Source organism: Escherichia sp. E1130 (assembly GCF_005781065.1).
GTDB lineage: Bacteria > Pseudomonadota > Gammaproteobacteria > Enterobacterales > Enterobacteriaceae > Escherichia.
This window is the reverse complement of sequence record NZ_VATL01000016.1, coordinates 171,717-193,774: the sequence shown is the minus strand read 5'-3', so window position 1 is coordinate 193,774 and position 22,058 is coordinate 171,717. Positions and strand designations below refer to the sequence as shown.

The window sequence follows — 22,058 nt, the reverse complement described above, 5'->3', positions numbered from 1 at the left end:
TAAATACGCTGTTATTTACGCAAAAATTATTTTGTTTACTTTTAAACCGTCGTTTTTTGACCGCGAAAATTCGACAAACTATCTCTCCTCATGATTCACGAAGATTCTGTCGATATGTTTGCCTGACAAGCCGTCACAAACATCGTTTTTTTGCAGCCAAAAATTGTCCATGAAGAGAATCTGAAAATGCAGACAATTTTAGCGCAACAAAAGGACCAGAGATAAATAACATTTATTAAAATAATCATGTAGTTACGTGTATTTGTATGACTTTTCAAAATTGTGCAATAAAAGCCATATGTACAACTTTTCTATCATTACCAAACTTAACAACCCCTTAATGTTAACAAATTTAATTACCAGATTACATTTTGTTACATGTTTAACACTTGATTTAAGATTTGTAATGGCTAGATTGAAATCAGATGTAATCCATTAGTTTTATTTTTTACCCATTTAGGGTTGATTTATTACTACACACAGCAGTGCAACATCTGTCAGTACTTCTGGTGCCTTTATTGAATAAAGGCAGCTGTCAGGTGTGCGATTAATAAAAAGAGCGGGGTTTCATCATGTTTAATGAAGTCCATAGTATTCATGGTCATACATTACTGTTAATCACTAAACCTTCCTTGCAAGCGACTGCGTTATTGCAGCATTTAAAACAATCGCTGGCAATCACAGGAAAACTACATAACATTCAACGTTCTCTGGACGATATATCTTCTGGCTGCATTATTTTGTTGGATATGATGGAAGCAGATAAAAAACTCATCCATTACTGGCAAGATACATTAAGCAGAAAACACAACAACATCAAAACACTGTTGTTAAATACTCCAGACGATTACCCGTACCGCGACATTGAAAACTGGCCTCATATCAACGGTGTTTTTTACGCCCTGGAGGATCAAGAACGCGTCATCAATGGGTTGCAAGGCGTCTTACGCGGGGAATGCTACTTTACGCAAAAACTTGCCAGCTATCTGATTACACATTCAGGTAACTATCGTTATAACAGCACGGAATCTGCCCTCCTTACTCATAGGGAAAAAGAGATCCTTAATAAACTGCGTATCGGCGCCTCCAATAACGAGATTGCTCGTTCGCTGTTCATCAGCGAAAATACGGTTAAAACGCATCTTTATAATCTTTTCAAGAAGATAGCAGTCAAAAACCGGACTCAAGCAGTCTCATGGGCAAACGATAACCTCAGGCGATAAAGCCATGAAACGTTATTTATGCTGGATTGTAGCAGCGAATATTTTCTTCGCTGCGGGGAATGTTCACGCCGTAGAGGTAGAAGTACCGGGATTGTTAACTGACCATACTGTTTCATCCATTGGACATGATTTTTATCGTGCCTTTAGTGATAAATGGGAAAGTAGCTATACCGGGAACTTGACGATTAATGAAAGGCCCAGTGCACGATGGGGAAGCTGGATCACCATAACGGTAAATCAGGACGTTATTTTCCAGACTTTTTTATTCCCATTGAAAAGAGACTTCGAGAAAACTGTTGTCTTTGCACTGGCACAAACTGAAGAAGCACTGAACCGTCGACAGATTAGTCAGGCTTTACTGAGTACGGGCGATTTAGCGCCTGATGAATTTTAAATTAAATTGTCCGGAGGCTGCAATGCGTGTCAAACATGCAGTAATTCTACTCATGCTAATTTCGCCAATAAGTTGGGCCGGGAATATGACCTTCCAGTTCCGCAATCCTAATTTTGGTGGCAACCCCAACAATGGTGCTTTTTTACTAAACAGCGCCCAGGCACAGAACTCGTATAAAGACCCTAGCTATAATGATGACTTTGGTATTGAAACACCCTCGGCGTTAGATAACTTCACCCAGGCCATTCAGTCACAAATATTAGGTGGGCTGCTGACAAATATTAATACGGGTCAGCCAGGACGAATGGTGACTAACGAATATATCGTCGATATTGCCAACCGGGATGGTCAGCTGCAACTGAACGTAACCGATCGTAAAACGGGTCAAACGTCCACGATTCAGGTTTCGGGATTACAAAATAACTCAACCGATTTTTAAGCCCCAGCTTTGTAAGGAAAATAATATGCAGCGCTTATTTGTTTTGGTTGCAGTCATGTTGCTGAGTGGATGCTTAACCGCACCACCAAAAGAAGCCGCCAAGCCGACATTAATGCCTCGAGCTCAAAGCTACAAAGATTTAACCCATTTGCCTTCGCCAACGGGCAAAATCTTTGTCTCGGTATACAACATCCAGGATGAAACTGGACAATTTAAACCCTATCCGGCAAGTAACTTCTCCACCGCAGTTCCGCAAAGCGCGACCGCTATGTTGGTCACCGCATTGAAAGATTCGCGTTGGTTTGTACCGCTGGAGCGTCAGGGCCTACAAAACTTACTGAACGAACGTAAGATTATTCGTGCGGCACAGGAAAATGGCACCGTTGCGCTCAATAACCGGATCCCGCTACAGTCGCTGACAGCAGCCAATATCATGGTTGAAGGTTCGATTATTGGTTATGAAAGTAACGTGAAATCGGGCGGTGCCGGGGCGAGATACTTCGGTATTGGCGCCGATACGCAGTACCAACTTGACCAAATCGCGGTGAACTTGCGTGTCGTTAATGTCAGCACCGGTGAAATCCTGTCATCAGTGAACACCAGTAAGACCATTCTTTCCTATGAAGTCCAGGCCGGCGTCTTCCGCTTTATCGACTACCAGCGGTTACTGGAAGGGGAAGTAGGATATACCTCAAACGAACCCGTTATGCTATGCCTGATGTCGGCGATTGAAACCGGTGTTATCTTCCTGATTAATGATGGTATCGACCGCGGTCTGTGGGATTTGCAGAATAAAGCAGATCTGCAGAATGACATTCTGGTGAAATACCGCCATCTGTCAGTACCGCCGGAATCCTGATCCATAAAAAAGCCGGAGTATTAATCCGGCCTTTACGTATTCAATATAAAGCGTGATTCTCTCACGCTTTATTTTTTACTTGTTGCTCATGGTTAGCGGTCTTAGCACTGCGCGCCGCCAACCAAAGCCCACTGTTTTTCATCGCGTAACCAAACACCAGCCCAAGCGCCAGAGATGGCAATACCAGTTTCCAGTTTCCCTGCGCGGCAAACGTCGCACACGCACCGATAAATGTACCCGGAACAAATGACAGCAATAGCTGTTTGGCCTGAATACACATCAGGAAAGCGACAATGCCAGTCATGACATAGCCAACTATTTCCAGATGGGGTGCCAGCGCACTACCGTAAATAATGACCATTGCCCACACCACACCGCTAAGCAGCGTCGCAGCGGAGATCGCCAACCCTTTCAGGCCGCCTTGCGGACAGGCAAAGTAGGCCGTGCAGCCAAGGAAACCCGCCCAGCTGAGTAAACCAAGGGAAACAGCCACCCATCCCCAGATACCGGAGAGAATGCCTGTTGTGATTGCAATAGAGAGAAGTATGTTCATGCCGCGAATGATAGCAGAAAACGCGGCCATGAATGAGATCGAGCACACATTTTATGCAACGTAGAGTTTGATGTTGCATTCATTAGTGACCACGATCACACTTATTCTTCTTTTTCTTCCTCAAGTTCATCCCACATTGCGCCGATAGCATCGCGGGTCAGTGGTGCCATAGTGCGCCAGAACGGCGTGGTTGCATGGGCCTCAATTTTACCGAGAAATGCGCCACACCACGGCAACAGATACTCGCTGAACAACGTTTCCAGTGCTTCGCTTTCATCTTCCGTTGACTGATCTTCCAGCCAGGAAGCCGCGAGCAGTAACGTGCCGATGTGATCGGCTGGCGTATCTGCTAACGGCATCCCGCGTTCTGAAAGAAAAGCACGCACTTCCGCTTCCGTCGCGCCCTCAACCCAGGCACTGCGGTAAGGCGGTACTGCACATTCATCGCCGATAAACAGCGCATTGTAATCGGCAGATACTTGCGCCATATCACAACTTTTCTGCAAGCGTGCCAGCAACTCATCCTGCTCCAGAGGCCAGCTCGCTGCCAATTTTCCCTCACGAATCAGGGTAAACAGCGGAACCAGTAAAGGGTCCTGCGGTTGGCGGTAATAAAGTGACCCCAGTACACGACACAGGATAGAAAACTCGTTCATTTATTTATTTCCATTAAAAGCAATTAAAGTTCAGCAAATTCCGCAATCGGCGCCATACCGCGGGATTCCAGGAAGTTGAGTAAACGGCGCGGTGAAACATTCAAAATGCGTTCTTCTGGAAAATCAACCGCGTCAAGAATTTTACGACACTCTTCAAAATCACCCATAGTAAACGCGGTATGAGAATCCGAGCCTAATGCCACCCAACCGCCAGCATCGCGCACCGCAGCGGCAACTGCACGGCAGTTATCTTCACTGCCTTTGCGCGAGTGTAGGAAGGACGAATTATTGATTTCCAGCGCGACCTGGTGTTTCGCGGCTGCTTCCGCAACTGCTTTGAAATCAATGGAATATTTCGGATTGCCCGGATGGCTTATTATGTGCACATTGCCGCTGGCGATAGTCGCGATCATCGCTTGCGTATTGGTCGCTTCATCATGTGGTGCAAAAACCGGTTCATGAAAACCAGCAATGATTAAATCCAGCGACTCAAACATTTTGCCGCTACAGTCAATTTCACCGTCAACATTTTTAATGTTGGCTTCAATGCCGCGCAGGATCCCTACCCCATCAACCACTCGTGGCCAAATACGCATATTAATGAAATGCCAGTGATGCGGCGCATCTTCCATATCCGGGCCGTGATCGGTAATTGCAAAAAGCTTGATTCCCTTCTGTTTAGCCTGGGCAATGTAGTCACTTAATGTGCTGTATGCATGCGTGCTGGCAACGGTATGCATATGTAGGTCGACGGGATACATAACTCTCTCCTGTATTCAATTCTTGCCAAGGATAGCAGGAATCCTGGCGCTTTATTAGTAGCCTCGAACTCGGTCGACTTGCCCGCTGACGGCTTCACCTCTTTCTAGCTGGGAAATGGTGCGTGAAATATACTCCACTGCTTCGACGGGGCGAGTAATAGCTGCCACATGTGGCGTTATCGTGACGCGTGGATGTTGCCAGAGCGGGCTTTCCGGCGGTAAAGGTTCACGATTAAAAACATCCAGCATTGCTCCTTTAATCTTGCCACTTTCCAGCGCCGCGAGCAGGTCATCTTCCACCACATGGACGCCACGCGCCAGATTGAGAAGATACGCGCCATCCGGTAATTGATTGAATAATTGTTGATTAATAATGCCGACGGTTTCGGGCGTATTCGGCAACAGATTAATCAGTACCCGGCATTGACTCAGAAATGCCTTCAGCTCTTCGCCTCCAGCAAAGCTTTGTACATCTGGCCAGGATTTACGACTGCGACTCCAGCAACGCAGCGGAAAGCGCCATGTTTGTAGACTTTGTGCGACTTTACCGCCCAACACGCCAGCGCCCAGGATGCCAATTGTAAAATCTTCCCGATGATATTCAGGCAGCGGTTGCCAGTGTGAAGCATTTTGCTGGATTCGATAATCGTCAAAACGTCGGAACCAATGTAGCACCTGGCTGACAGCATATTCCTGCATTTGCTCGCCCATACCGGTATCTTCCAGGCGGAAAAGCGGAATGGAGGGTTTAAGCATTTCAGGGTGTGCCTGTAGTTTACTCAATATAGAATCCACACCGGCGCCTAGTGCAAACACAGCTTTAAGATCGCGTCCTGCCAGCATTTCAACTGGAGGATGCCAGACTAACGCATAATCCGCGCCCTGGTTATCTCCGTTTTTCCAGGCTCTGACCCTGGCATGAGGTATCGCTTTACTCAGCGCCTCAATCCACCATTTTGAGTCAAAGGTTGGGTGATAAAAGATGATATCCATATTGGCTCCCGAAAAGAGTTGAGCGGAATTTATTCGCGCTTATTGTTATGATCTGCAAGGAACATCAGAATAGCAAATCTGCTGTCGGTGGCAAAAAAAGCGAAACTTGCTTATTTAAGCCGCAAATTGATTGAAGTTTGAATAAACGCACTTTTTTTAAAAAAAGTTTGTTGACCCGAGGCGACTATTTCCCTAAATTAGCGCCCGTTCCAGCAAGACAGGAACAACAATTTGGTGAGGTGTCCGAGTGGCTGAAGGAGCACGCCTGGAAAGTGTGTATACGGCAACGTATCCGGGGTTCGAATCCCCGCCTCACCGCCATATTTAAAGAAGAGCTCGTACGAAAGTACGGGCTTTTTTTTCGCATATTGCACAACCTGGCGGGGATGAGAATCCCGGACCGGGTTCGACAACTGGCGGCAGCCAGTTGGACAGACCGGAACGCAGTGAGCGGGCTGCCCGCAGGGCGAGCGAAGCGAGTCAATCCCCGCCTCACCGCCATATTTAAAGAAGAGCTCGTACGAAAGTACGGGCTTTTTTTTCGCATATTGCACAACCTGGCGGGGATGAGAATCCCGGACCGGGTTCGACAACTGGCGGCAGCCAGTTGGACAGACCGCGAACGCAGTGAGCAGGCTGCCCGCAGGGCGACGAGGAATTTCCCAACATAGTCTCCTGTTGCGTTCAGAAAGGATGAGGTAAGCGATACCTTGTTTTGCAAAATCATTTTTGCATTAGATAATACCGAAATAATATTTATTATTTACCAAGGCAAAAGCTGAATATAAATGTACAAAGTGATTCAATTCTAACTATTGCGGGTAAATGGATGGGAGTATCCTTTAATAACAGACAGCATGACTATGCTTTTCTGAAGCGAGCACAAGACAAAAGAGTTTCCGATATTGCTTTAGGAACTCTTGATACAAAAGATCCTGATGCTGATACTCACCTGCTTCTTGTTGAAGCAAAATAAATCTTAACTCTTACGAAACAGGTTGGCATTCAGGCACTCCAGACTCGCATATGTTCATGATCTACAAATAAAGACTCAAGATGTCATATCTGCGATGAATTCTACAAATTCTAAAATGGAGGATAAAGCATGAACTTAACTGAAATTTCAAAAGAAATTGAAAAATTGAAATACCATATAAGTATCCTTGGTGACATAATCGATTACCATAATCATCCTGTGGAGTCATTAACTATTTCAATGGATTGGAATGAAAAAAACATTAATCGTACACATGATATATTTGAAAAATACGATGAAAAATTAAGCAACAATGAAAAATTAAAATGGTATGAATTTGAAAACGACTTAAAAGATGAACTCGATATTGAATACCAAATGGTAAAACAAGTTATTCTTGCTTTTTACAAAAACCATCAGTGGACAGATGTTTGTTATCAATATGCGCTGAGTTTTGGCCCCAACATACCTGCCGAGTTTTACCAAATTATTCGCCACAATAACTGATTGTTTATCTGGTAGTAGGCTAAATCTATTACCAGATAAATGCTTTTGTTCATAATCATTTATTTATCAACTAATCTAATGCACAAACTGATATGGCATTGATTCGGGCGATGAGGCAGTAAATTACATACGATATTAATAATAATCTTGCGCATGTATTAATATCAATAAGTATAGTTTTCATAATAAATAAATTTAAGGATAGAACCATGTATAATACAAAGCGGATTGCCTGGCGTGCATATAAAAAAGGGTATCATACAGGGGAGAGTATAAAATGGTTTTCATATTTTCACTCAATTCTTACTGGAGCCTGCTTTACCTTTTTTATTGGGCTTTTTAGTGTACCCCCTGTTAATATCTCCAATAGTTTTCCGCTATGGTGGGCTACGTTAGGTTTCGCAATATCAACATTACTGAACACAGGCTTCTCATTATTTTACATATTCGCAAGTGACGAAAGGGAATTCATTTTTGAGCTACACTCATATAGTAAAGTCGGTAATTTATTGATTATTACTTCATTAGCACTACCAGTAATTTCATTTATCATGTTACTTTTTTATTACTCCACACATATTGGCGTAATTATTTTATTTGTCACGGCCATCATTTTATTGATAATAAAAAGAATGTTTTCAGAGATAAAATCAACAAAGGATAAAATAGAAAAGAGAAAATTATGGTCAATTGAAAATGATAAGTTTGATGATTATGATACAATATGTGAACAATATGACTTTCCAATTTTCACACCAGAAGAACAAACCCAGAGAAACATTGAGTTTTATTTCATTATAAAAATATGTAAAATCATAAAAAATTTTCAAGACAACAATCCTCAAATCGACAACATGGATAATATTGACTTTTTTAATAGCGAATTGCTCAACATTCTTCATGAAATGTATAACAGCATAAATTTCCACCCTGGAATTTTATCAAAAAAATCAAAGGAATTGATTTTATTAACCATGACTGACAACAATGAATTGAACAAGGAAAAAATCGCAGAAGAGCTGACAAAACTGAATGAATATATTGAGAACAGACTTTATTATTTAAAATAGCTATCCTGCATTGCAACTAAACCGGCTGTAGGTGGTTTTAGATAAATTTGCACTCCGGGCATAAACAGCAAAAACAAAGCCCGGTTAGCCCGGGCTCTGCGTTTGTAATGCGCTTAACTATAGGCATGTAGCGTACGTTGGCAAAGTGCCGAACGTACGCAATCATTTTTGCCGAACCGGACGATCCCGACCATTTCATCTTCTTCGAAACGTTCCAGCGCATCACTTAATCCGGAGCGCACGCCGCGAGGCAGATCGCATTGCGTGATATCACCATTGACGATAACCGTTACGTTTTCCCCGAGGCGGGTTAAAAACATTTTCATTTGCGCGGCAGTCACATTCTGCGCCTCGTCAAGAATGACAACTGCATTTTCAAAGGTACGTCCACGCATATAGGCGAACGGCGCGATTTCCACCTTCCCTATTTCCGGTCGCAGGCAATACTGCATAAAGGAAGCCCCCAGGCGCCGGACCAGCACGTCATAGACCGGACGAAAATAGGGAGCAAACTTTTCTGCGATATCTCCAGGTAAGAAGCCAAGGTCTTCATCGGCTTGCAAAACTGGACGGGTGACGATGATCCTGTCGACATCCTTATGTATCAGGGCCTCAGCCGCTTTTGCCGCACTGATCCAGGTTTTACCGCACCCGGCTTCGCCCGTAGCGAATATCAGCTGCTTACTCTCAATAGCCTTCAGATAGTGCAATTGCGCTTCATTTCGCGCCACGATTGGCGAAGTATCGCGACTGTCGCGGGCCATACCAATGGCTTCTACGCCGCTCATCTGCACAAGCGAGGTGACCGATTCTTCTTCACGCTGTTTATGGCTGCGTGAATCCCGTCTCAGCACACGTTTTGCTTCGCGACGAGCTTTGATCACTGCTTTTTGTCTTCCCATGGAGAGCACCTTGAGTTGTTTGTATTCATCACACGCGCCGTTGGCAGCGCGATTATGCGCACGAACATCAGAGGGTTGGCTTCCTTGTAAGCCATAGTTTGCTTTTGGAAATAACACCGATAACGGCTACGCGCACCATTTACGGCGTCGGTAACACGAGAAAAGGGAGGAAGTGAGTAAAAATACAGAGTGACGAAGTTGCTACCGGAGGAGAAATCTCCGCGTTTGGTTGAGCGTTGATTGTCAAAAACATGTCCAGTGCAGGACGTTACCATCCGCGATCTCCATAGTGACTGACTATCACTGCCGGGAACTACCGCTGTTACTTAATAAGTACAACAGTTTTTGCATTCATTGCAACAATATTTTTACTTCCATCTAACCATAAAACACCATTTCAGTGACATCACTTTCTACTGGAAAGATGACAGAGTGATGACAGTGATGAAAAAAGCTGTGTGCTTTCAGCAGGATTCGCAGTACTGGTAAGATGTACCTTGTGTTTGCTGGATGCGGCGTAAACGCCTTATTCGGCCTACCGAGCCAGCACCGATTGTAGGCCTGATAAGACGCGCAAGCGTCGCATCTGGCATGATGCGACGAACTCCTTATCCGCCTAAAAACATTAAACCTGCAATAGCGCCCTTCCCAGGTAATCATTCGCGTCCTTCACCCCCGGCAACGCATAAAAATAACCGCCGCCGATAGGTTTGACGTATTCCTCCAGCGCTTCGCCATTGAGCCTTTTTTGTACTGTCAGGAAGCCCTTTTCCAGATCGTGTTGGTAGCAGACAAACAATAACCCCATATCCAGTTGCCCGGAGTTGGTGACGCCCAACGAATAACTGTAGCCACGACGCAGCATCAGACTGGACTCACTCTCCGCCGTGCGGGGATTCGCCAGACGAATATGGCTGTCCAGCGCAATCACCTTCCCTTCCGGATCGCTGGCGTAATCCGGCACATCGTGCTCATGCTTCATCCCCAGCGGCGCACCGGTTCGCTTATCACGACCAAAAATCGTCTGCTGTTCTTTCAGCGGCGTTCTGTCCCAAAATTCCACTCGAAACTGAATCAAGCGCACCGCCTGGTAGCTGCCGCCGATAGCCCACGTAGGCTCCTGCTGATCTGCCGTGACCCACACCACTTTTTGCATCAACTTATCATTCTGGCTGTCGGGATTGGCAGTGCCGTCTTTAAAGCCCAGCAAATTTATCGGCGTCTCTTTGCCTTTACTACGCGCCGCGTGATCGGAAATAAACCCTTCCCGCTTCCAGCGCACACTGAGCAAATCCGGCGTGTGTTTGATGATATCGCGCAGCGCATGGATCACCGTGTCCTGGGTGTTGGCGCAAATTTGTAGCAACACATCACCATGACATAACGCCGCATCAAGCGAGTCGTTGGGGAAACGCGTCATCTTCTGCAACTTTTTCGGCATCTGCGGCGCAAGCCCAAACCGTTCATCAAACAATGAGTGGCCCACCGATAACGTGATGGTGAGATTATCGGGCGCAATGTAGTCGCCAAGAATGCCGGAATCGAGTGGTGGCAGGCGCGGATTTGGTGTTTCTGGTGCCGCTCCGCCCTGAGTCAGAAAAGCAAAACGCTGAGTCAACAAGCGAAACAATCGTTCAAGATCGGCTTTATCGCTGGCAAGCACATCAAACGCCACCAGCATCATTGCGGCCTGTTGTGGCGTCAGGATCCCTGCCTGATGCTCACCGTAAAACGGCTGTTTCTCATTACGTGCATCCGGTGAAAGCGTACCCGGCACACTTTGCGTTTTTTGTGCATGAGCGACCGGACAACTTCCCGCCAGCGCCAGCGCACCAATCCCTTTCAATAAACGCCGGCGTGACAGTTCATTCACGCCGTTTTCATCTTCATACTGCATAACGCTTAGTCCAGCCCCAGCACACCGCGAAGTTGCGCCAGATCTTCCGCCAGCGCAGTAATCGGCCCTTTCAGCGCGTTACGGTCGGCGTCGGTCAGCTTGTCGTAGGTTTCAAAACCGTCTTTGGTACGGTATTTCGCCAGAATGGTATCGACCTTTTTGAAGTTAGCATCGACTTTTGCCAGCAGCTCCGGGTTGGCTTTTTGCAGTTGTGGACGCAGCAGATCGACAATTTTCTGCGAGCCTTCAACGTTAGCCTGGAAGTCCCACAGATCGGTGTGGCTGTAGCGATCTTCTTCACCGCTAATTTTGCTGGCTGCCACTTCCTCAATCAGTCCGGCTGCGCCGCCGACCACTTTTGAAGGTGGGAAAGCCAGTTCACTGATGCGTTTTTGCAAATCGACCACATCGGTATAAAGCTGGTCAGCGTACGTATCCATCCCTTTGGTGGTGTTGTCGCCAAACAATGCTTTTTCCAGACGGTGGAAACCGGTGAATTTCGGATCGGCGGCTTTTTGCTCGTAATCATCTTCACGGGCGTCAATGCTGCCATCCAGATCGGAGAACAGTTCAGCAATCGGTTCGATGCGCTCATAGTGCTGACGCGTCGGCGCATACAGTGCTTTCGCTTTTTCGATATCGCCTGCTTTGATGGCGTCGGTAAAGGCTTTAGTGTCGGTCACCAGCTGCGCGGTTTCTGCCATGACATACGCTTTATATGCAGTAATTGCACCACCAAGACTTAACAGCGCATCACTTTGCGCCGCATCCGCCGTTGCCTCGCCTTTGACGATCAACTTCCCTTTCGGGTTAGTGAGCAGACCGCAGGTCATATCGTATTCGCCAGGCTGTAAATTCGCCGTCATTTTCTGGCTAAAGCCAGGGGCGATATTTTCCCGCTCTTCCACTACCATTACGCCTTTAAGAATCTCCCACTCCAGCGCCTTCTGGCTGTGGTTCTGAATGATAAATTGCGTTTTCCCGGCGTTAACCGTAATGGACATCGGTTCGCACTGCTTATCCGTCACGGTCACTTTGACCTGCGGCACATCAGCGGCGTTAGCCATAAAAGCAGAAGAAAACAGCGCAGCCACGCTCAACTGCAATGCGTTACGGCGGAAGTCAATGGTCATGACGAGACTATCCCTTTAAAGTATGTTGTAACTAAGCAAGAGTTTGCGTCGTATTCGTTATGCGGAGCGAGACGCTGTCGCCCCTGCACGTGGTGGCAGAGCAAATGCCACCAGCGCCGGGATGAGATAAATAAACCAGACGGCGACTTCGCTGACGCTCGGCGCTTCCTGATAGCCAAAAATCCCTTCCATTAGCGTGCCGAATAGCGAGTGAGTTGAGAGCACCGCGCTCATATCGAAGGCGATTTCCTGAAAGTGGTTCCACAGGCCAGCTTCATGAAATGCGCGAATGGCACCAGCTGCCAGCCCTGCGGCGACGAAGAGAATAAACAGGCTGGTCCATTTGAAAAATGCGCCGAGATTAAGACGAATACCGCCCCAGTAGAGCAGGAAGCCGAGCACCACGGCAGTAGCAAGACCGAGCATTGCACCCAGCGGCGGCCAAATCCCGACATCTTGTTGAAATGCCGCCAGCAGGAAAAAGACCGACTCCAGCCCTTCCCTTGCAACGGCAAAAAAAACCATCATCACCAGCGCCCAGCCATGATGATTTCCACGCTGCAATGCGCTATCGACTGCCTGTTCCAGTTGCACTTTGACGTTGCGCGACACTTTGCGCATCCAGAAAACCATCCAGGTGAGGATCACCACAGCGATCACTGCCACGATACCTTCAAACAGTTCCTGTTCTTTTTGCGGGAATTCGCCGGTAGTTTCGTTAATGAAGATACCCAAGCCTAGGCACAACGCAGCGGCAAGCAACACGCCAATCCACATGACACCAATCCATCGGCCTCGCTGGGTACGCTTAAGATAGCTGGCAATCAAACTGACAATCAGCGCGGCTTCAAGTCCTTCGCGCAACATAATGAGAAACGGAACAAACATGCCACCACCCTTAAACGTTTTTCTGAGTCAATCTATGCAAAGAAAAGTAAATCGCAGTGATAGCGATTATCATTACGGTGAAGAAAAATACAAGCGGAATGTTTATAAAATGATGTTGGAATGTAAACAAAGAGAGGTAATGCCCGGGATATAAACGATTATTCCAGGGTAGAAAGATGGGATTGTTTACAACGAGCCATGTGTTCTTGCCAGATGCCGTGTAAGCGCCTTATCCGGCAAGAACCACACAACTATTTTAATGCTGCGCAACACGCTGCTGAAGCCAAACAAAACCGCCGCAGGCTAAGTCCCTTAGCTTTCCTGCAACCGTGACGGCGGCGCTGAATGATAGTGCGCATCGGCCTCGGCAAAGCGTTTTTGCATCGCCGCTGACGGCGCTTTACCCAGCAAACTGAACACCACAATTCCAATGCTACCAAAGATAAAGCCCGGAATAATTTCGTACAGACCCAGCCAGCCGAACTGTTTCCAGACGATAACCGTCAGCGCACCGATGATCATCCCCGCCAGCGCACCGTTGCGCGTCATGCGTGACCACATCACCGAGAACAGCACCACCGGACCAAACGCCGCGCCAAAGCCTGCCCACGCGTAGCTCACTAAGCCCAGTACGCGGTTTTCCGGGTTTGCCGCCAGCGCAATCGCCACCAGCGCCACCACCAGCACCATCACACGCCCTACCCACACCAGCTCTTTCTGGCTGGCATGTTTACGCAGAAACGCTTTGTATAAATCTTCGGTAATTGCACTGGAGCACACCAGCAGCTGGCAGCTTAAGGTTGACATCACCGCCGCCAGAATCGCTGACAGCAAAATCCCGGCAATCCACGGGTTAAACAGAATTTGCGCCAGTTCGATAAACACGCGCTCGGCGTTCTGATTTACCGCACCCGCCAACGCCGGATGCTCGTTAAAGTAAGCAATCCCAAAGAAGCCAACAGCCACCGCCCCTGCCAGGCAGAGGATCATCCAGGTCATACTGATACGACGCGCATGGACAATGCTGTGGTGAGAATCTGCTGCCATAAAACGCGCCAGAATGTGCGGCTGACCGAAGTAACCCAGCCCCCAGCCCATCAGCGAGATAATGGCAACAAAGTTCAGCCCTTTGAGCATATCCACGTTTTCGATGCTCTTTTGTTTGATCACTTCCAGCGAGTCGCCAAAGCCGCCAACGCTGATAATGACAATTACAGGCGTCAGGATCAGGGCAAAAATCATCAGGCTGGCCTGTACAGTGTCAGTCCAGCTCACCGCGAGGAAACCGCCAATAAAGGTGTAAAGGATCGTCGCCACAGCTCCCGCCCACAGAGCCGTTTCGTAGCTCATGCCGAAGGTGCTTTCAAACAGGCGCGCGCCTGCCACAATGCCCGAAGCGCAATAAATGGTGAAGAACAGCAAAATAACCAGCGCGGAGATAATGCGCAAAATGCGGCTTTTATCTTCAAAGCGCCCGGTGAAATAATCCGGCAGAGTTAAGGCGTTATTATTGTATTCGGTATGAACACGCAACCGCCCGGCCACCAGCTTCCAGTTGATCCACGCGCCTAATGTCAGGCCGATGGCGATCCAGCTTTCGGAAATCCCGGAAAGAAAGACTGCGCCCGGCAACCCCATTAACAGCCAGCCGCTCATATCCGACGCACCCGCCGATAATGCCGTCACGAATGGCCCAAGGCTACGACCGCCCAGAATATAGTCGTCAAAGTTTTTGGTTGATCGCCAGGCGATAAATCCAATCAATATCATGCCAAAGATATAGACACAAAATGTCACCAACATCGGTGTGCTAATAGCCATCTAAAGTCTCCAAAAATTATTATCGGCAATGTCGAAACTTGCCGTTATATCTGCCACCGGAACGGGGTAACAGAGTTTATGTTTTACCAGGGCGACCGTATCCTGCCGGAAGTGCTGGTTATTCACAATCGATTTAACACATCATTTACATCAAATTTTGTTACCCAGCGATACTATTTTTCATCAGGTTGCACTTCCTCACATTTTTCGCGGTTGCACCTTTCAAAAGTGTTAACTGCCGCAGAGAAAAAGTCTGAGTTATTTTTTTAATCCCTGTCATATCGATTTCTTTTATTAACATTTCATTCATTTTTAAGCTTGCTACGCAGGTCACATTTAACATGGTTGCACAAAGTTGCAACATCATGGATATTTCACGATAACGTTAAGTTGCACCTTTCAGAACAACAGGAGTAATGGCATGGGAACCACCACCATGGGGGTTAAGCTGGACGACGCGACGCGTGAGCGTATTAAGTCTGCCGCGACACGTATCGATCGCACGCCACACTGGTTAATTAAGCAGGCGATTTTTTCTTATCTTGAACAACTGGAAAACAGCGATACTCTGCCGGAACTGCCTGTGCTGCTTTCTGGCGCTGCCAATGAGAGCGATGAAGCGCCGACTCCGGCAGAGGAACCACACCAGCCATTCCTCGACTTTGCCGAGCAAATTTTGCCCCAGTCGGTTTCCCGCGCCGCTATCACCGCGGCCTATCGCCGCCCGGAAACCGAAGCGGTTTCTATGTTGCTGGAACAAGCCCGCCTGCCGCAGTCAGTTGCCGAACAGGCGCATAAACTGGCGTATCAGCTGGCCGATAAACTGCGTAATCAAAAAAATGCCAGTGGTCGCGCAGGTATGGTCCAGGGGTTATTGCAGGAGTTTTCGCTGTCATCGCAGGAAGGCGTGGCGCTGATGTGTCTGGCAGAAGCGTTGTTGCGTATTCCCGACAAAGCCACCCGTGATGCGTTAATTCGCGACAAAATCAGCAACGGTAACTGGCAATCCCACATTGGTCGTAGCCCGTCACTGTTTGTTAATGCCGCTACCTGGGGGCTGTTGTTTACTGGCAAACTGGTTTCCACCCATAACGAAGCCAGCCTCTCCCGCTCGCTGAATCGCATTATCGGTAAAAGCGGTGAACCGCTGATCCGCAAAGGTGTGGATATGGCGATGCGCCTGATGGGCGAGCAGTTCGTCACTGGAGAGACTATTGCGGAAGCGTTAGCCAATGCCCGCAAGCTGGAAGAGAAAGGTTTCCGTTACTCTTACGATATGCTGGGCGAAGCCGCGCTGACTGCCGCGGACGCGCAAGCGTATATGGTTTCCTATCAGCAGGCGATTCACGCCATTGGTAAAGCATCCAATGGTCGTGGCATCTATGAAGGTCCGGGCATTTCAATCAAGCTGTCGGCGCTGCATCCGCGCTACAGCCGCGCCCAGTATGACCGCGTAATGGAAGAGCTTTACCCGCGTCTGAAATCACTCACCCTGCTGGCGCGTCAGTACGATATTGGTATTAACATCGATGCCGAAGAGGCCGACCGTCTGGAGATCTCCCTCGATCTGCTGGAAAAACTCTGTTTCGAGCCAGAACTGGCAGGCTGGAACGGTATCGGTTTTGTTATTCAAGCTTATCAAAAACGCTGCCCGCTGGTGATTGATTACCTGATTGATCTCGCAACCCGCAGCCGTCGCCGTCTGATGATTCGCCTGGTGAAAGGCGCGTACTGGGATAGTGAAATCAAGCGTGCGCAGATGGACGGCCTTGAAGGCTATCCGGTTTATACCCGCAAGGTGTATACCGACGTTTCTTATCTCGCCTGTGCGAAAAAGCTGCTGGCGGTGCCGAATTTAATCTACCCGCAGTTCGCGACGCACAACGCCCATACGCTGGCGGCAATTTATCAACTGGCGGGTCAAAACTACTACCCGGGTCAGTACGAGTTCCAGTGCCTGCACGGTATGGGCGAGCCACTGTATGAGCAGGTCACCGGGAAAGTTGCCGACGGCAAACTTAACCGTCCGTGTCGTATTTATGCTCCGGTTGGCACACATGAAACGCTGTTGGCGTATCTGGTGCGCCGCCTGCTGGAAAACGGTGCTAACACCTCGTTTGTTAACCGTATTGCCGACACCTCTTTGCCACTGGATGAACTGGTCGCCGATCCGGTCACTGCGGTAGAAAAACTGGCGCAACAAGAAGGACAAACTGGATTACCGCATCCGAAAATTCCCCTGCCGCGCGATCTTTACGGTCACGGACGCGACAACTCGGCAGGGCTGGATCTCGCTAACGAACACCGTCTGGCCTCGCTCTCTTCTGCCCTGCTCAATAGTGCACTGCAAAAATGGCAGGCCTTGCCAATGCTGGAACAACCGGCCACGGCTGGTGAGATGTCGCCCGTTATTAACCCTGCGGAACCGAAAGATATTGTGGGCTATGTGCGTGAAGCCACACCGCGTGAAGTAGAACTGGCGCTTGAAAGTGCGGTTAATAACGCGCCAATCTGGTTTGCCACTCCTCCGGCTGAACGCGCGGCGATTTTGCATCGCGCTGCCGTGCTAATGGAAAGCCAGATGCAGCAACTGGTTGGTATTCTGGTGCGTGAAGCCGGAAAAACCTTCAGCAACGCCATTGCCGAAGTGCGCGAAGCGGTCGATTTTCTCCACTACTACGCCGGACAGGTGCGGGATGATTTCGCTAACGAAACCCACCGTCCATTAGGGCCTGTGGTGTGTATCAGTCCGTGGAACTTCCCACTGGCTATTTTCACCGGGCAGATCGCTGCCGCACTGGCTGCAGGTAACAGCGTACTGGCAAAACCGGCAGAACAAACTCCGCTGATTGCCGCGCAAGGGATCGCCATTTTGCTGGAAGCGGGTGTACCGCCAGGCGTGGTGCAATTGCTGCCAGGTCAGGGTGAAACCGTGGGCGCGCAACTGACGGGTGATGATCGCGTGCGCGGGGTGATGTTTACCGGTTCAACCGAAGTCGCTACGTTACTGCAACGCAATATCGCCAGCCGCCTGGACGCTCAGGGGCGCCCTATTCCGCTCATCGCTGAAACCGGCGGCATGAACGCGATGATTGTCGATTCCTCCGCCCTGACCGAACAAGTAGTAATAGATGTGCTGGCCTCGGCGTTCGACAGTGCGGGTCAGCGTTGTTCGGCACTGCGCGTGCTGTGCCTGCAAGATGAGATTGCCGACCACACGTTGAAAATGCTGCGCGGCGCAATGGCCGAGTGTCGAATGGGTAATCCGGGTCGCCTGACCACGGATATCGGTCCGGTGATTGATAGCGAAGCGAAAGCCAATATCGAGCGTCATATTCAGACCATGCGTAGCAAAGGCCGTCCGGTGTTCCAGGCGGTGCGGGAAAACAGTGAAGATGCCCGAGAATGGCAAAGCGGCACCTTTGTCGCCCCGACGCTTATCGAACTGGATGACTTTGCCGAATTGCAAAAAGAGGTCTTTGGTCCGGTGCTGCATGTGGTGCGTTATAACCGTAACCAGCTGCCGGAACTGATCGAGCAGATTAACGCTTCCGGCTATGGCCTGACGCTTGGCGTCCATACGCGTATTGATGAAACCATCGCCCAGGTCACTGGCTCGGCCCATGTCGGCAACCTGTACGTTAACCGTAATATGGTGGGCGCGGTGGTTGGGGTGCAACCGTTCGGCGGCGAAGGGTTGTCCGGCACCGGGCCGAAAGCTGGCGGTCCGCTCTATCTCTACCGTCTGCTGGCGAATCGCCCGGAAAGCGCGCTGGCGGTGACGCTCGCCCGTCAGGATGCGGAGTATCCTGTCGATGCGCAGTTGAAAGCCGCATTGACTCAACCGCTGAATGCACTGCGGGAATGGGCAGCAAATCGTCCAGAATTACAGGCGTTATGTACACAATATGGCGAGCTGGCGCAGGCAGGAACACAACGATTGCTGCCAGGGCCGACGGGTGAACGCAACACCTGGACGCTGCTGCCCCGTGAGCGCGTATTGTGTATCGCGGATGATGAACAGGATGCGCTGACTCAGCTTGCCGCCGTGCTGGCGGTGGGCAGCCAGGTGCTGTGGCCGGATGACGCGCTGCATCGTCAGTTAGTGAAGGCATTGCCATCGGCAGTCAGCGAACGTATTCAACTGGCGAAAGCGGAAAATATAACCGCTCAACCGTTTGATGCGGTGATCTTCCACGGTGATTCGGATCAGCTTCGCGCATTGTGTGAAGCGGTTGCCGCGCGGGATGGCGCAATTGTTTCGGTGCAGGGTTTTGCCCGTGGCGAAAGCAATATCCTGCTGGAACGGCTGTATATCGAACGTTCGCTGAGTGTGAATACCGCTGCCGCTGGCGGTAACGCCAGCTTAATGACTATAGGTTAAACAGGTAGCCGGAGGATGTTACAACCTCCTCCGGCATCTTTAACGTGGTCGAATCCCCTCAATAATAATCCGCTGCACGTTTTCAACCGTTTGATTGAAAAATACCTCATCGCGCAACGTCGCGCCTGTCACCGCCTCCACCTGAGGGGCAAAATCGGCGTAATGTTGAGTGGAAGCCCAGATCATAAAAATCAAATGCTGCGGGTCAATCGGCGCGAGTTTGCCACTCTTGACCCAGCCTGCAATCAGCGCTGATTTCTCATCAATTAACGCCTTCAAATCGCCCGTCAGTTCATCCATTAACAGCGGCGCACCTGCCAGCATCTCCATACAGAACAGGCGCGAAGCCTGCGGATAATCGCGGGAGACTTCCAGCTTCAGACGAATGTACTCTTTGATCGCCGCCAGCGGGGCGAAATCTTCACGAAACGCCTTTAACGGCGCCAACCAGATATCGAGAATTTGCCGCAGCACGGCAATATACAGTGCCTCTTTCGACGGGAAGTAATACAGCAGATTGGTTTTAGAAACGCCCGCCAACTCTGCAATTTGCTCCAGCCTTGTGCCGTGAAAACCGAATTGCGAAAAAGTGTCCAGTGCCGCGCTAAGAATCGCTTTTTTCTTCGCGCTCACTGCACGCGAACGTTTACCCGTTGTTTTCACTGCGCCTTGCGTCATGCGCTCTCCCCTCTTGTAGATTAGCAACAGGATAGCAAAACCCCCGTCTGGCCTCGACCTTCTGCACTCTCATCGCGCACGAACGCATGTTTTATGTGCAACTGTTTTGACCGTTTAGTCCACTTTTTACCAGTCATTTTCAACAACCAAATATTAACACATTAATAACATTGAATTTTTAAAAACTGGCATCCGCTTTGCAAACAAGCCATTACGCGGCTGAAAAGGATATGCAGGATGCAGCGCCCCGTCTGACTTTCACGTTATTGTTTTTCTTTATTACCGGCGGACACGTCCCCAGTTATCTCGGTTCCAGCGCGGCTTTTGTTGGCGTGGTGATTGCCGCAACGGGCTTTAACGGTCAGGGGATTAACCCGAATATCAGCATCGCGCTGGGCGGTTTTACGTTGGGAGGGATCGGTACAGCAACTTTTGGCGCGATTTTACTCAATGCGTTGTTAAGCAGAAAGTTGGTTGACGTTCCACCGCCAGAAGTTGTTCATCAGGAGCCATAAACAGAAAACCGCCGGGATTACCCGGCGGTGCAGATTGTTGACAACGTACGCATTGTTCATGCCGGATGCGACGTAAACGCCTTATCCGGCCTACAAAACAGTGCAAATTCAATATATTGCAATCTTCTGGTAGGCCTGATAAGCATCAGGCAATCGTGCATTTGTCATCAGTATCAACCGCCGGGTAACCGGCGGTGATGGCTTTTTGACGAGTTACAGACAAAAATGCATTCGTCATTGATTAGCCCGGCTAGTTGTCGCTTTTGCCGTGACTGCTCTTGCCACCTTTTTTACCTGCTTCAGATGCGCGCTGCGGGTCATTTTTGAAATTACCCCCGCTGTGCTGTCCACCTTTTTTACCTGCTTCTGATGCTCTTTCGCGGTCTTCTGCAAAATTACCTGAACCGCCTCGATGGTTTGCCATTACTGACCTCCGTCTTGATGTAGACATCATATTGCATTGCATAAGATTAACGCGGCGTATGGCGGTGCCATATTTTCGCTACGTGGGACTAAGCTTAGTGAACTGACGCGGGTGGACCCGCTTTTGGTAATATCCTGCAACAGGTTCTGAGCGAGAATAGATATCATTTCCAATAATTATCCATAAGCCTCTCTTATGATTAAAAAAACGCTATGGGATAAAAATGTATCATTTTGCGACAATTTTACGCGCTTGTGAAAGTTGTTATAAATCAAATAAGTGGTTGTGAAATTTGCACTCTGAAAAGGACGTCTTATCTTTAAAAGAGTGGTAGCGAATCGCTACGGAATAGAGATAACACGAGGAGTGGTTAGAAATGGCTAAAGTTCTGGTGCTTTATTATTCCATGTACGGACATATCGAAACGATGGCGCGCGCAGTCGCTGAAGGCGCAAGCAAAGTCGATGGCGCAGAAGTTGTTGTTAAGCGTGTACCGGAAACCATGCAGCCGCAATTATTCGAAAAAGCAGGCGGTAAAACGCAAACTGCACCCGTTGCAACTCCGCAAGAACTGGCCGATTACGACGCCATTATTTTTGGTACGCCAACCCGCTTTGGCAATATGTCCGGGCAAATGCGTACCTTCCTCGACCAGACTGGCGGCCTGTGGGCTTCTGGCGCATTGTACGGAAAACTGGCGAGCGTCTTTAGCTCTACCGGCACCGGCGGCGGTCAGGAACAAACCATCACATCCACCTGGACGACACTTGCGCACCACGGCATGGTGATTGTCCCTATTGGCTACGCAGCGCAGGAACTTTTTGACGTCTCGCAGGTTCGCGGCGGAACGCCGTACGGCGCAACCACCATTGCAGGCGGTGACGGTTCACGCCAACCCAGCCAGGAAGAGTTGTCTATCGCACGTTATCAGGGGGAATATGTCGCTGGTCTGGCAGTTAAACTTAACGGCTAATCTTCAACAGGA

20 protein-coding genes, 1 tRNA gene and 1 pseudogene are annotated in these 22,058 nt (G+C 49.0%); 10 read left to right on the top strand and 12 right to left on the bottom strand.

Features of this window, described 5'->3' with window-relative positions; genetic code table 11:
* Positions 1-572 precede the first annotated feature (572 nt).
* From csgD to csgG, 4 genes are read left to right on the top strand one after another with little or no spacing between them, the layout of a single operon-like run.
* Positions 573-1,223: a biofilm master transcriptional regulator CsgD gene (gene csgD / locus FEK66_RS16370; protein WP_064528493.1), complete on the top strand. Its 651-nt coding sequence runs from the start codon at positions 573-575 to the stop codon at positions 1,221-1,223.
* 4 nt (positions 1,224-1,227) lie between these two features.
* Positions 1,228-1,617, top strand: a complete 390-nt coding sequence (gene csgE, locus FEK66_RS16365) for a curli production assembly/transport protein CsgE (RefSeq protein WP_130205465.1) — start codon at positions 1,228-1,230, stop codon at positions 1,615-1,617.
* 22 nt (positions 1,618-1,639) lie between these two features.
* Entirely contained in the window at positions 1,640-2,056 is a 417-nt protein-coding gene (gene csgF, locus FEK66_RS16360; protein WP_130205464.1) for a curli production assembly/transport protein CsgF, read from the top strand.
* A gap of 25 nt (positions 2,057-2,081) precedes the next feature.
* A complete protein-coding gene (gene csgG, locus FEK66_RS16355; RefSeq protein WP_130205462.1) occupies positions 2,082-2,915 on the top strand; it encodes a curli production assembly/transport protein CsgG in 834 nt (277 codons plus the stop codon).
* Positions 2,916-2,976: 61 nt separating this feature from the next.
* Here the strand turns inward: csgG and FEK66_RS16350 are convergent, their stop codons facing one another.
* From FEK66_RS16350 to ghrA, 4 genes are all read right to left on the bottom strand, one after another.
* Positions 2,977-3,468, bottom strand: coding sequence for a DUF1097 domain-containing protein (locus FEK66_RS16350; RefSeq protein WP_130205460.1), 492 nt, complete (start codon positions 3,466-3,468; stop codon positions 2,977-2,979).
* A 101-nt stretch (positions 3,469-3,569) separates the two neighbouring features.
* On the bottom strand, positions 3,570-4,124 hold the full coding sequence (gene ycdY / locus FEK66_RS16345) for a molecular chaperone YcdY (protein ID WP_130205458.1): 555 nt from the start codon (positions 4,122-4,124) through the stop codon (positions 3,570-3,572).
* A gap of 23 nt (positions 4,125-4,147) precedes the next feature.
* Positions 4,148-4,885, bottom strand: a complete 738-nt coding sequence (ycdX, locus tag FEK66_RS16340; protein WP_130205456.1) for a zinc-binding phosphatase — start codon at positions 4,883-4,885, stop codon at positions 4,148-4,150.
* Between the two features lie 54 nt (positions 4,886-4,939).
* A complete protein-coding gene (gene ghrA / locus FEK66_RS16335) occupies positions 4,940-5,878 on the bottom strand; it encodes a glyoxylate/hydroxypyruvate reductase GhrA (RefSeq protein WP_135493720.1) in 939 nt (312 codons plus the stop codon).
* A 233-nt stretch (positions 5,879-6,111) separates the two neighbouring features.
* Between ghrA and FEK66_RS16330 the strand changes: the two genes are divergently transcribed.
* The 3 genes from FEK66_RS16330 to FEK66_RS16320 all read left to right on the top strand — a co-directional run bounded on the left by FEK66_RS16330 (position 6,112) and on the right by FEK66_RS16320 (position 8,431).
* Positions 6,112-6,199 (top strand) — tRNA-Ser (locus FEK66_RS16330).
* A gap of 784 nt (positions 6,200-6,983) precedes the next feature.
* A complete protein-coding gene (locus tag FEK66_RS16325; protein WP_130205450.1) occupies positions 6,984-7,361 on the top strand; it encodes a DUF1878 family protein in 378 nt (125 codons plus the stop codon).
* A gap of 209 nt (positions 7,362-7,570) precedes the next feature.
* Positions 7,571-8,431, top strand: a complete 861-nt coding sequence (locus FEK66_RS16320; RefSeq protein ID WP_138211504.1) for a hypothetical protein — start codon at positions 7,571-7,573, stop codon at positions 8,429-8,431.
* A gap of 113 nt (positions 8,432-8,544) precedes the next feature.
* On the opposite strand, the gene phoH is transcribed toward FEK66_RS16320, so the two are convergent.
* From phoH to FEK66_RS16290, 6 genes are all read right to left on the bottom strand, one after another.
* Positions 8,545-9,333, bottom strand: a complete 789-nt coding sequence (phoH, locus tag FEK66_RS16315) for a phosphate starvation-inducible protein PhoH (protein ID WP_167850467.1) — start codon at positions 9,331-9,333, stop codon at positions 8,545-8,547.
* 625 nt (positions 9,334-9,958) lie between these two features.
* Positions 9,959-11,230 (bottom strand): iron uptake transporter deferrochelatase/peroxidase subunit, encoded by a 1,272-nt coding sequence (efeB, locus tag FEK66_RS16310; RefSeq protein WP_135493716.1) that lies wholly within the window; start codon positions 11,228-11,230, stop codon positions 9,959-9,961.
* Positions 11,231-11,235: 5 nt separating this feature from the next.
* The gene (efeO, locus tag FEK66_RS16305) at positions 11,236-12,363 is read right to left on the bottom strand and encodes an iron uptake system protein EfeO (RefSeq protein WP_135493714.1); all 1,128 of its coding nucleotides are present in this window, start codon (positions 12,361-12,363) and stop codon (positions 11,236-11,238) included.
* A gap of 57 nt (positions 12,364-12,420) precedes the next feature.
* Complete coding sequence (gene efeU, locus FEK66_RS16300; RefSeq protein WP_000497942.1) at positions 12,421-13,251, bottom strand: iron uptake transporter permease EfeU; 831 nt, start codon at positions 13,249-13,251, stop codon at positions 12,421-12,423.
* Between the two features lie 312 nt (positions 13,252-13,563).
* On the bottom strand, positions 13,564-15,072 hold the full coding sequence (gene putP / locus FEK66_RS16295) for a sodium/proline symporter PutP (protein ID WP_135493712.1): 1,509 nt from the start codon (positions 15,070-15,072) through the stop codon (positions 13,564-13,566).
* 160 nt (positions 15,073-15,232) lie between these two features.
* Positions 15,233-15,439 (bottom strand): hypothetical protein, encoded by a 207-nt coding sequence (locus FEK66_RS16290; RefSeq protein ID WP_135493710.1) that lies wholly within the window; start codon positions 15,437-15,439, stop codon positions 15,233-15,235.
* A 54-nt stretch (positions 15,440-15,493) separates the two neighbouring features.
* Here FEK66_RS16290 and putA point away from each other — a divergent pair, with 54 nt between their 5' ends.
* A complete protein-coding gene (gene putA, locus FEK66_RS16285; RefSeq protein WP_135493708.1) occupies positions 15,494-19,456 on the top strand; it encodes a trifunctional transcriptional regulator/proline dehydrogenase/L-glutamate gamma-semialdehyde dehydrogenase in 3,963 nt (1,320 codons plus the stop codon).
* A gap of 39 nt (positions 19,457-19,495) precedes the next feature.
* Here the strand turns inward: putA and rutR are convergent, their stop codons facing one another.
* Positions 19,496-20,134, bottom strand: coding sequence for an HTH-type transcriptional regulator RutR (rutR, locus tag FEK66_RS16280; RefSeq protein ID WP_000191701.1), 639 nt, complete (start codon positions 20,132-20,134; stop codon positions 19,496-19,498).
* Positions 20,135-20,394: 260 nt separating this feature from the next.
* Here rutR and FEK66_RS26015 point away from each other — a divergent pair.
* A pseudogene (locus FEK66_RS26015) lies at positions 20,395-20,649 on the top strand (solute carrier family 23 protein); the annotation flags it as partial.
* Between the two features lie 250 nt (positions 20,650-20,899).
* On the opposite strand, the gene FEK66_RS16270 reads toward FEK66_RS26015, so the two are convergent.
* On the bottom strand, positions 20,900-21,073 hold the full coding sequence (locus FEK66_RS16270; RefSeq protein ID WP_001273658.1) for a general stress protein: 174 nt from the start codon (positions 21,071-21,073) through the stop codon (positions 20,900-20,902).
* A 376-nt stretch (positions 21,074-21,449) separates the two neighbouring features.
* Between FEK66_RS16270 and wrbA the strand changes: the two genes are divergently transcribed.
* Entirely contained in the window at positions 21,450-22,046 is a 597-nt protein-coding gene (gene wrbA, locus FEK66_RS16265; RefSeq protein WP_001151442.1) for an NAD(P)H:quinone oxidoreductase, read from the top strand.
* Positions 22,047-22,058 lie beyond the last annotated feature (12 nt).

What these genes read in the sequence shown, in the direction of transcription:
- csgD (WP_064528493.1), top strand. Translation starts at nt 573, where the DNA reads ATGTTTAATGAAGTCCATAGTATTCATGGTCATACATTACTGTTAATC.
- csgE (WP_130205465.1), top strand. Translation starts at nt 1,228, where the DNA reads ATGAAACGTTATTTATGCTGGATTGTAGCAGCGAATATTTTCTTCGCT.
- csgF (WP_130205464.1), top strand. Translation starts at nt 1,640, where the DNA reads ATGCGTGTCAAACATGCAGTAATTCTACTCATGCTAATTTCGCCAATA.
- csgG (WP_130205462.1), top strand. Translation starts at nt 2,082, where the DNA reads ATGCAGCGCTTATTTGTTTTGGTTGCAGTCATGTTGCTGAGTGGATGC.
- FEK66_RS16350 (WP_130205460.1), bottom strand. Translation starts at nt 3,468, where the DNA reads ATGAACATACTTCTCTCTATTGCAATCACAACAGGCATTCTCTCCGGT.
- ycdY (WP_130205458.1), bottom strand. Translation starts at nt 4,124, where the DNA reads ATGAACGAGTTTTCTATCCTGTGTCGTGTACTGGGGTCACTTTATTAC.
- ycdX (WP_130205456.1), bottom strand. Translation starts at nt 4,885, where the DNA reads ATGTATCCCGTCGACCTACATATGCATACCGTTGCCAGCACGCATGCA.
- ghrA (WP_135493720.1), bottom strand. Translation starts at nt 5,878, where the DNA reads ATGGATATCATCTTTTATCACCCAACCTTTGACTCAAAATGGTGGATT.
- FEK66_RS16325 (WP_130205450.1), top strand. Translation starts at nt 6,984, where the DNA reads ATGAACTTAACTGAAATTTCAAAAGAAATTGAAAAATTGAAATACCAT.
- FEK66_RS16320 (WP_138211504.1), top strand. Translation starts at nt 7,571, where the DNA reads ATGTATAATACAAAGCGGATTGCCTGGCGTGCATATAAAAAAGGGTAT.
- phoH (WP_167850467.1), bottom strand. Translation starts at nt 9,333, where the DNA reads ATGGGAAGACAAAAAGCAGTGATCAAAGCTCGTCGCGAAGCAAAACGT.
- efeB (WP_135493716.1), bottom strand. Translation starts at nt 11,230, where the DNA reads ATGCAGTATGAAGATGAAAACGGCGTGAATGAACTGTCACGCCGGCGT.
- efeO (WP_135493714.1), bottom strand. Translation starts at nt 12,363, where the DNA reads ATGACCATTGACTTCCGCCGTAACGCATTGCAGTTGAGCGTGGCTGCG.
- efeU (WP_000497942.1), bottom strand. Translation starts at nt 13,251, where the DNA reads ATGTTTGTTCCGTTTCTCATTATGTTGCGCGAAGGACTTGAAGCCGCG.
- putP (WP_135493712.1), bottom strand. Translation starts at nt 15,072, where the DNA reads ATGGCTATTAGCACACCGATGTTGGTGACATTTTGTGTCTATATCTTT.
- FEK66_RS16290 (WP_135493710.1), bottom strand. Translation starts at nt 15,439, where the DNA reads ATGATGTTGCAACTTTGTGCAACCATGTTAAATGTGACCTGCGTAGCA.
- putA (WP_135493708.1), top strand. Translation starts at nt 15,494, where the DNA reads ATGGGAACCACCACCATGGGGGTTAAGCTGGACGACGCGACGCGTGAG.
- rutR (WP_000191701.1), bottom strand. Translation starts at nt 20,134, where the DNA reads ATGACGCAAGGCGCAGTGAAAACAACGGGTAAACGTTCGCGTGCAGTG.
- FEK66_RS16270 (WP_001273658.1), bottom strand. Translation starts at nt 21,073, where the DNA reads ATGGCAAACCATCGAGGCGGTTCAGGTAATTTTGCAGAAGACCGCGAA.
- wrbA (WP_001151442.1), top strand. Translation starts at nt 21,450, where the DNA reads ATGGCTAAAGTTCTGGTGCTTTATTATTCCATGTACGGACATATCGAA.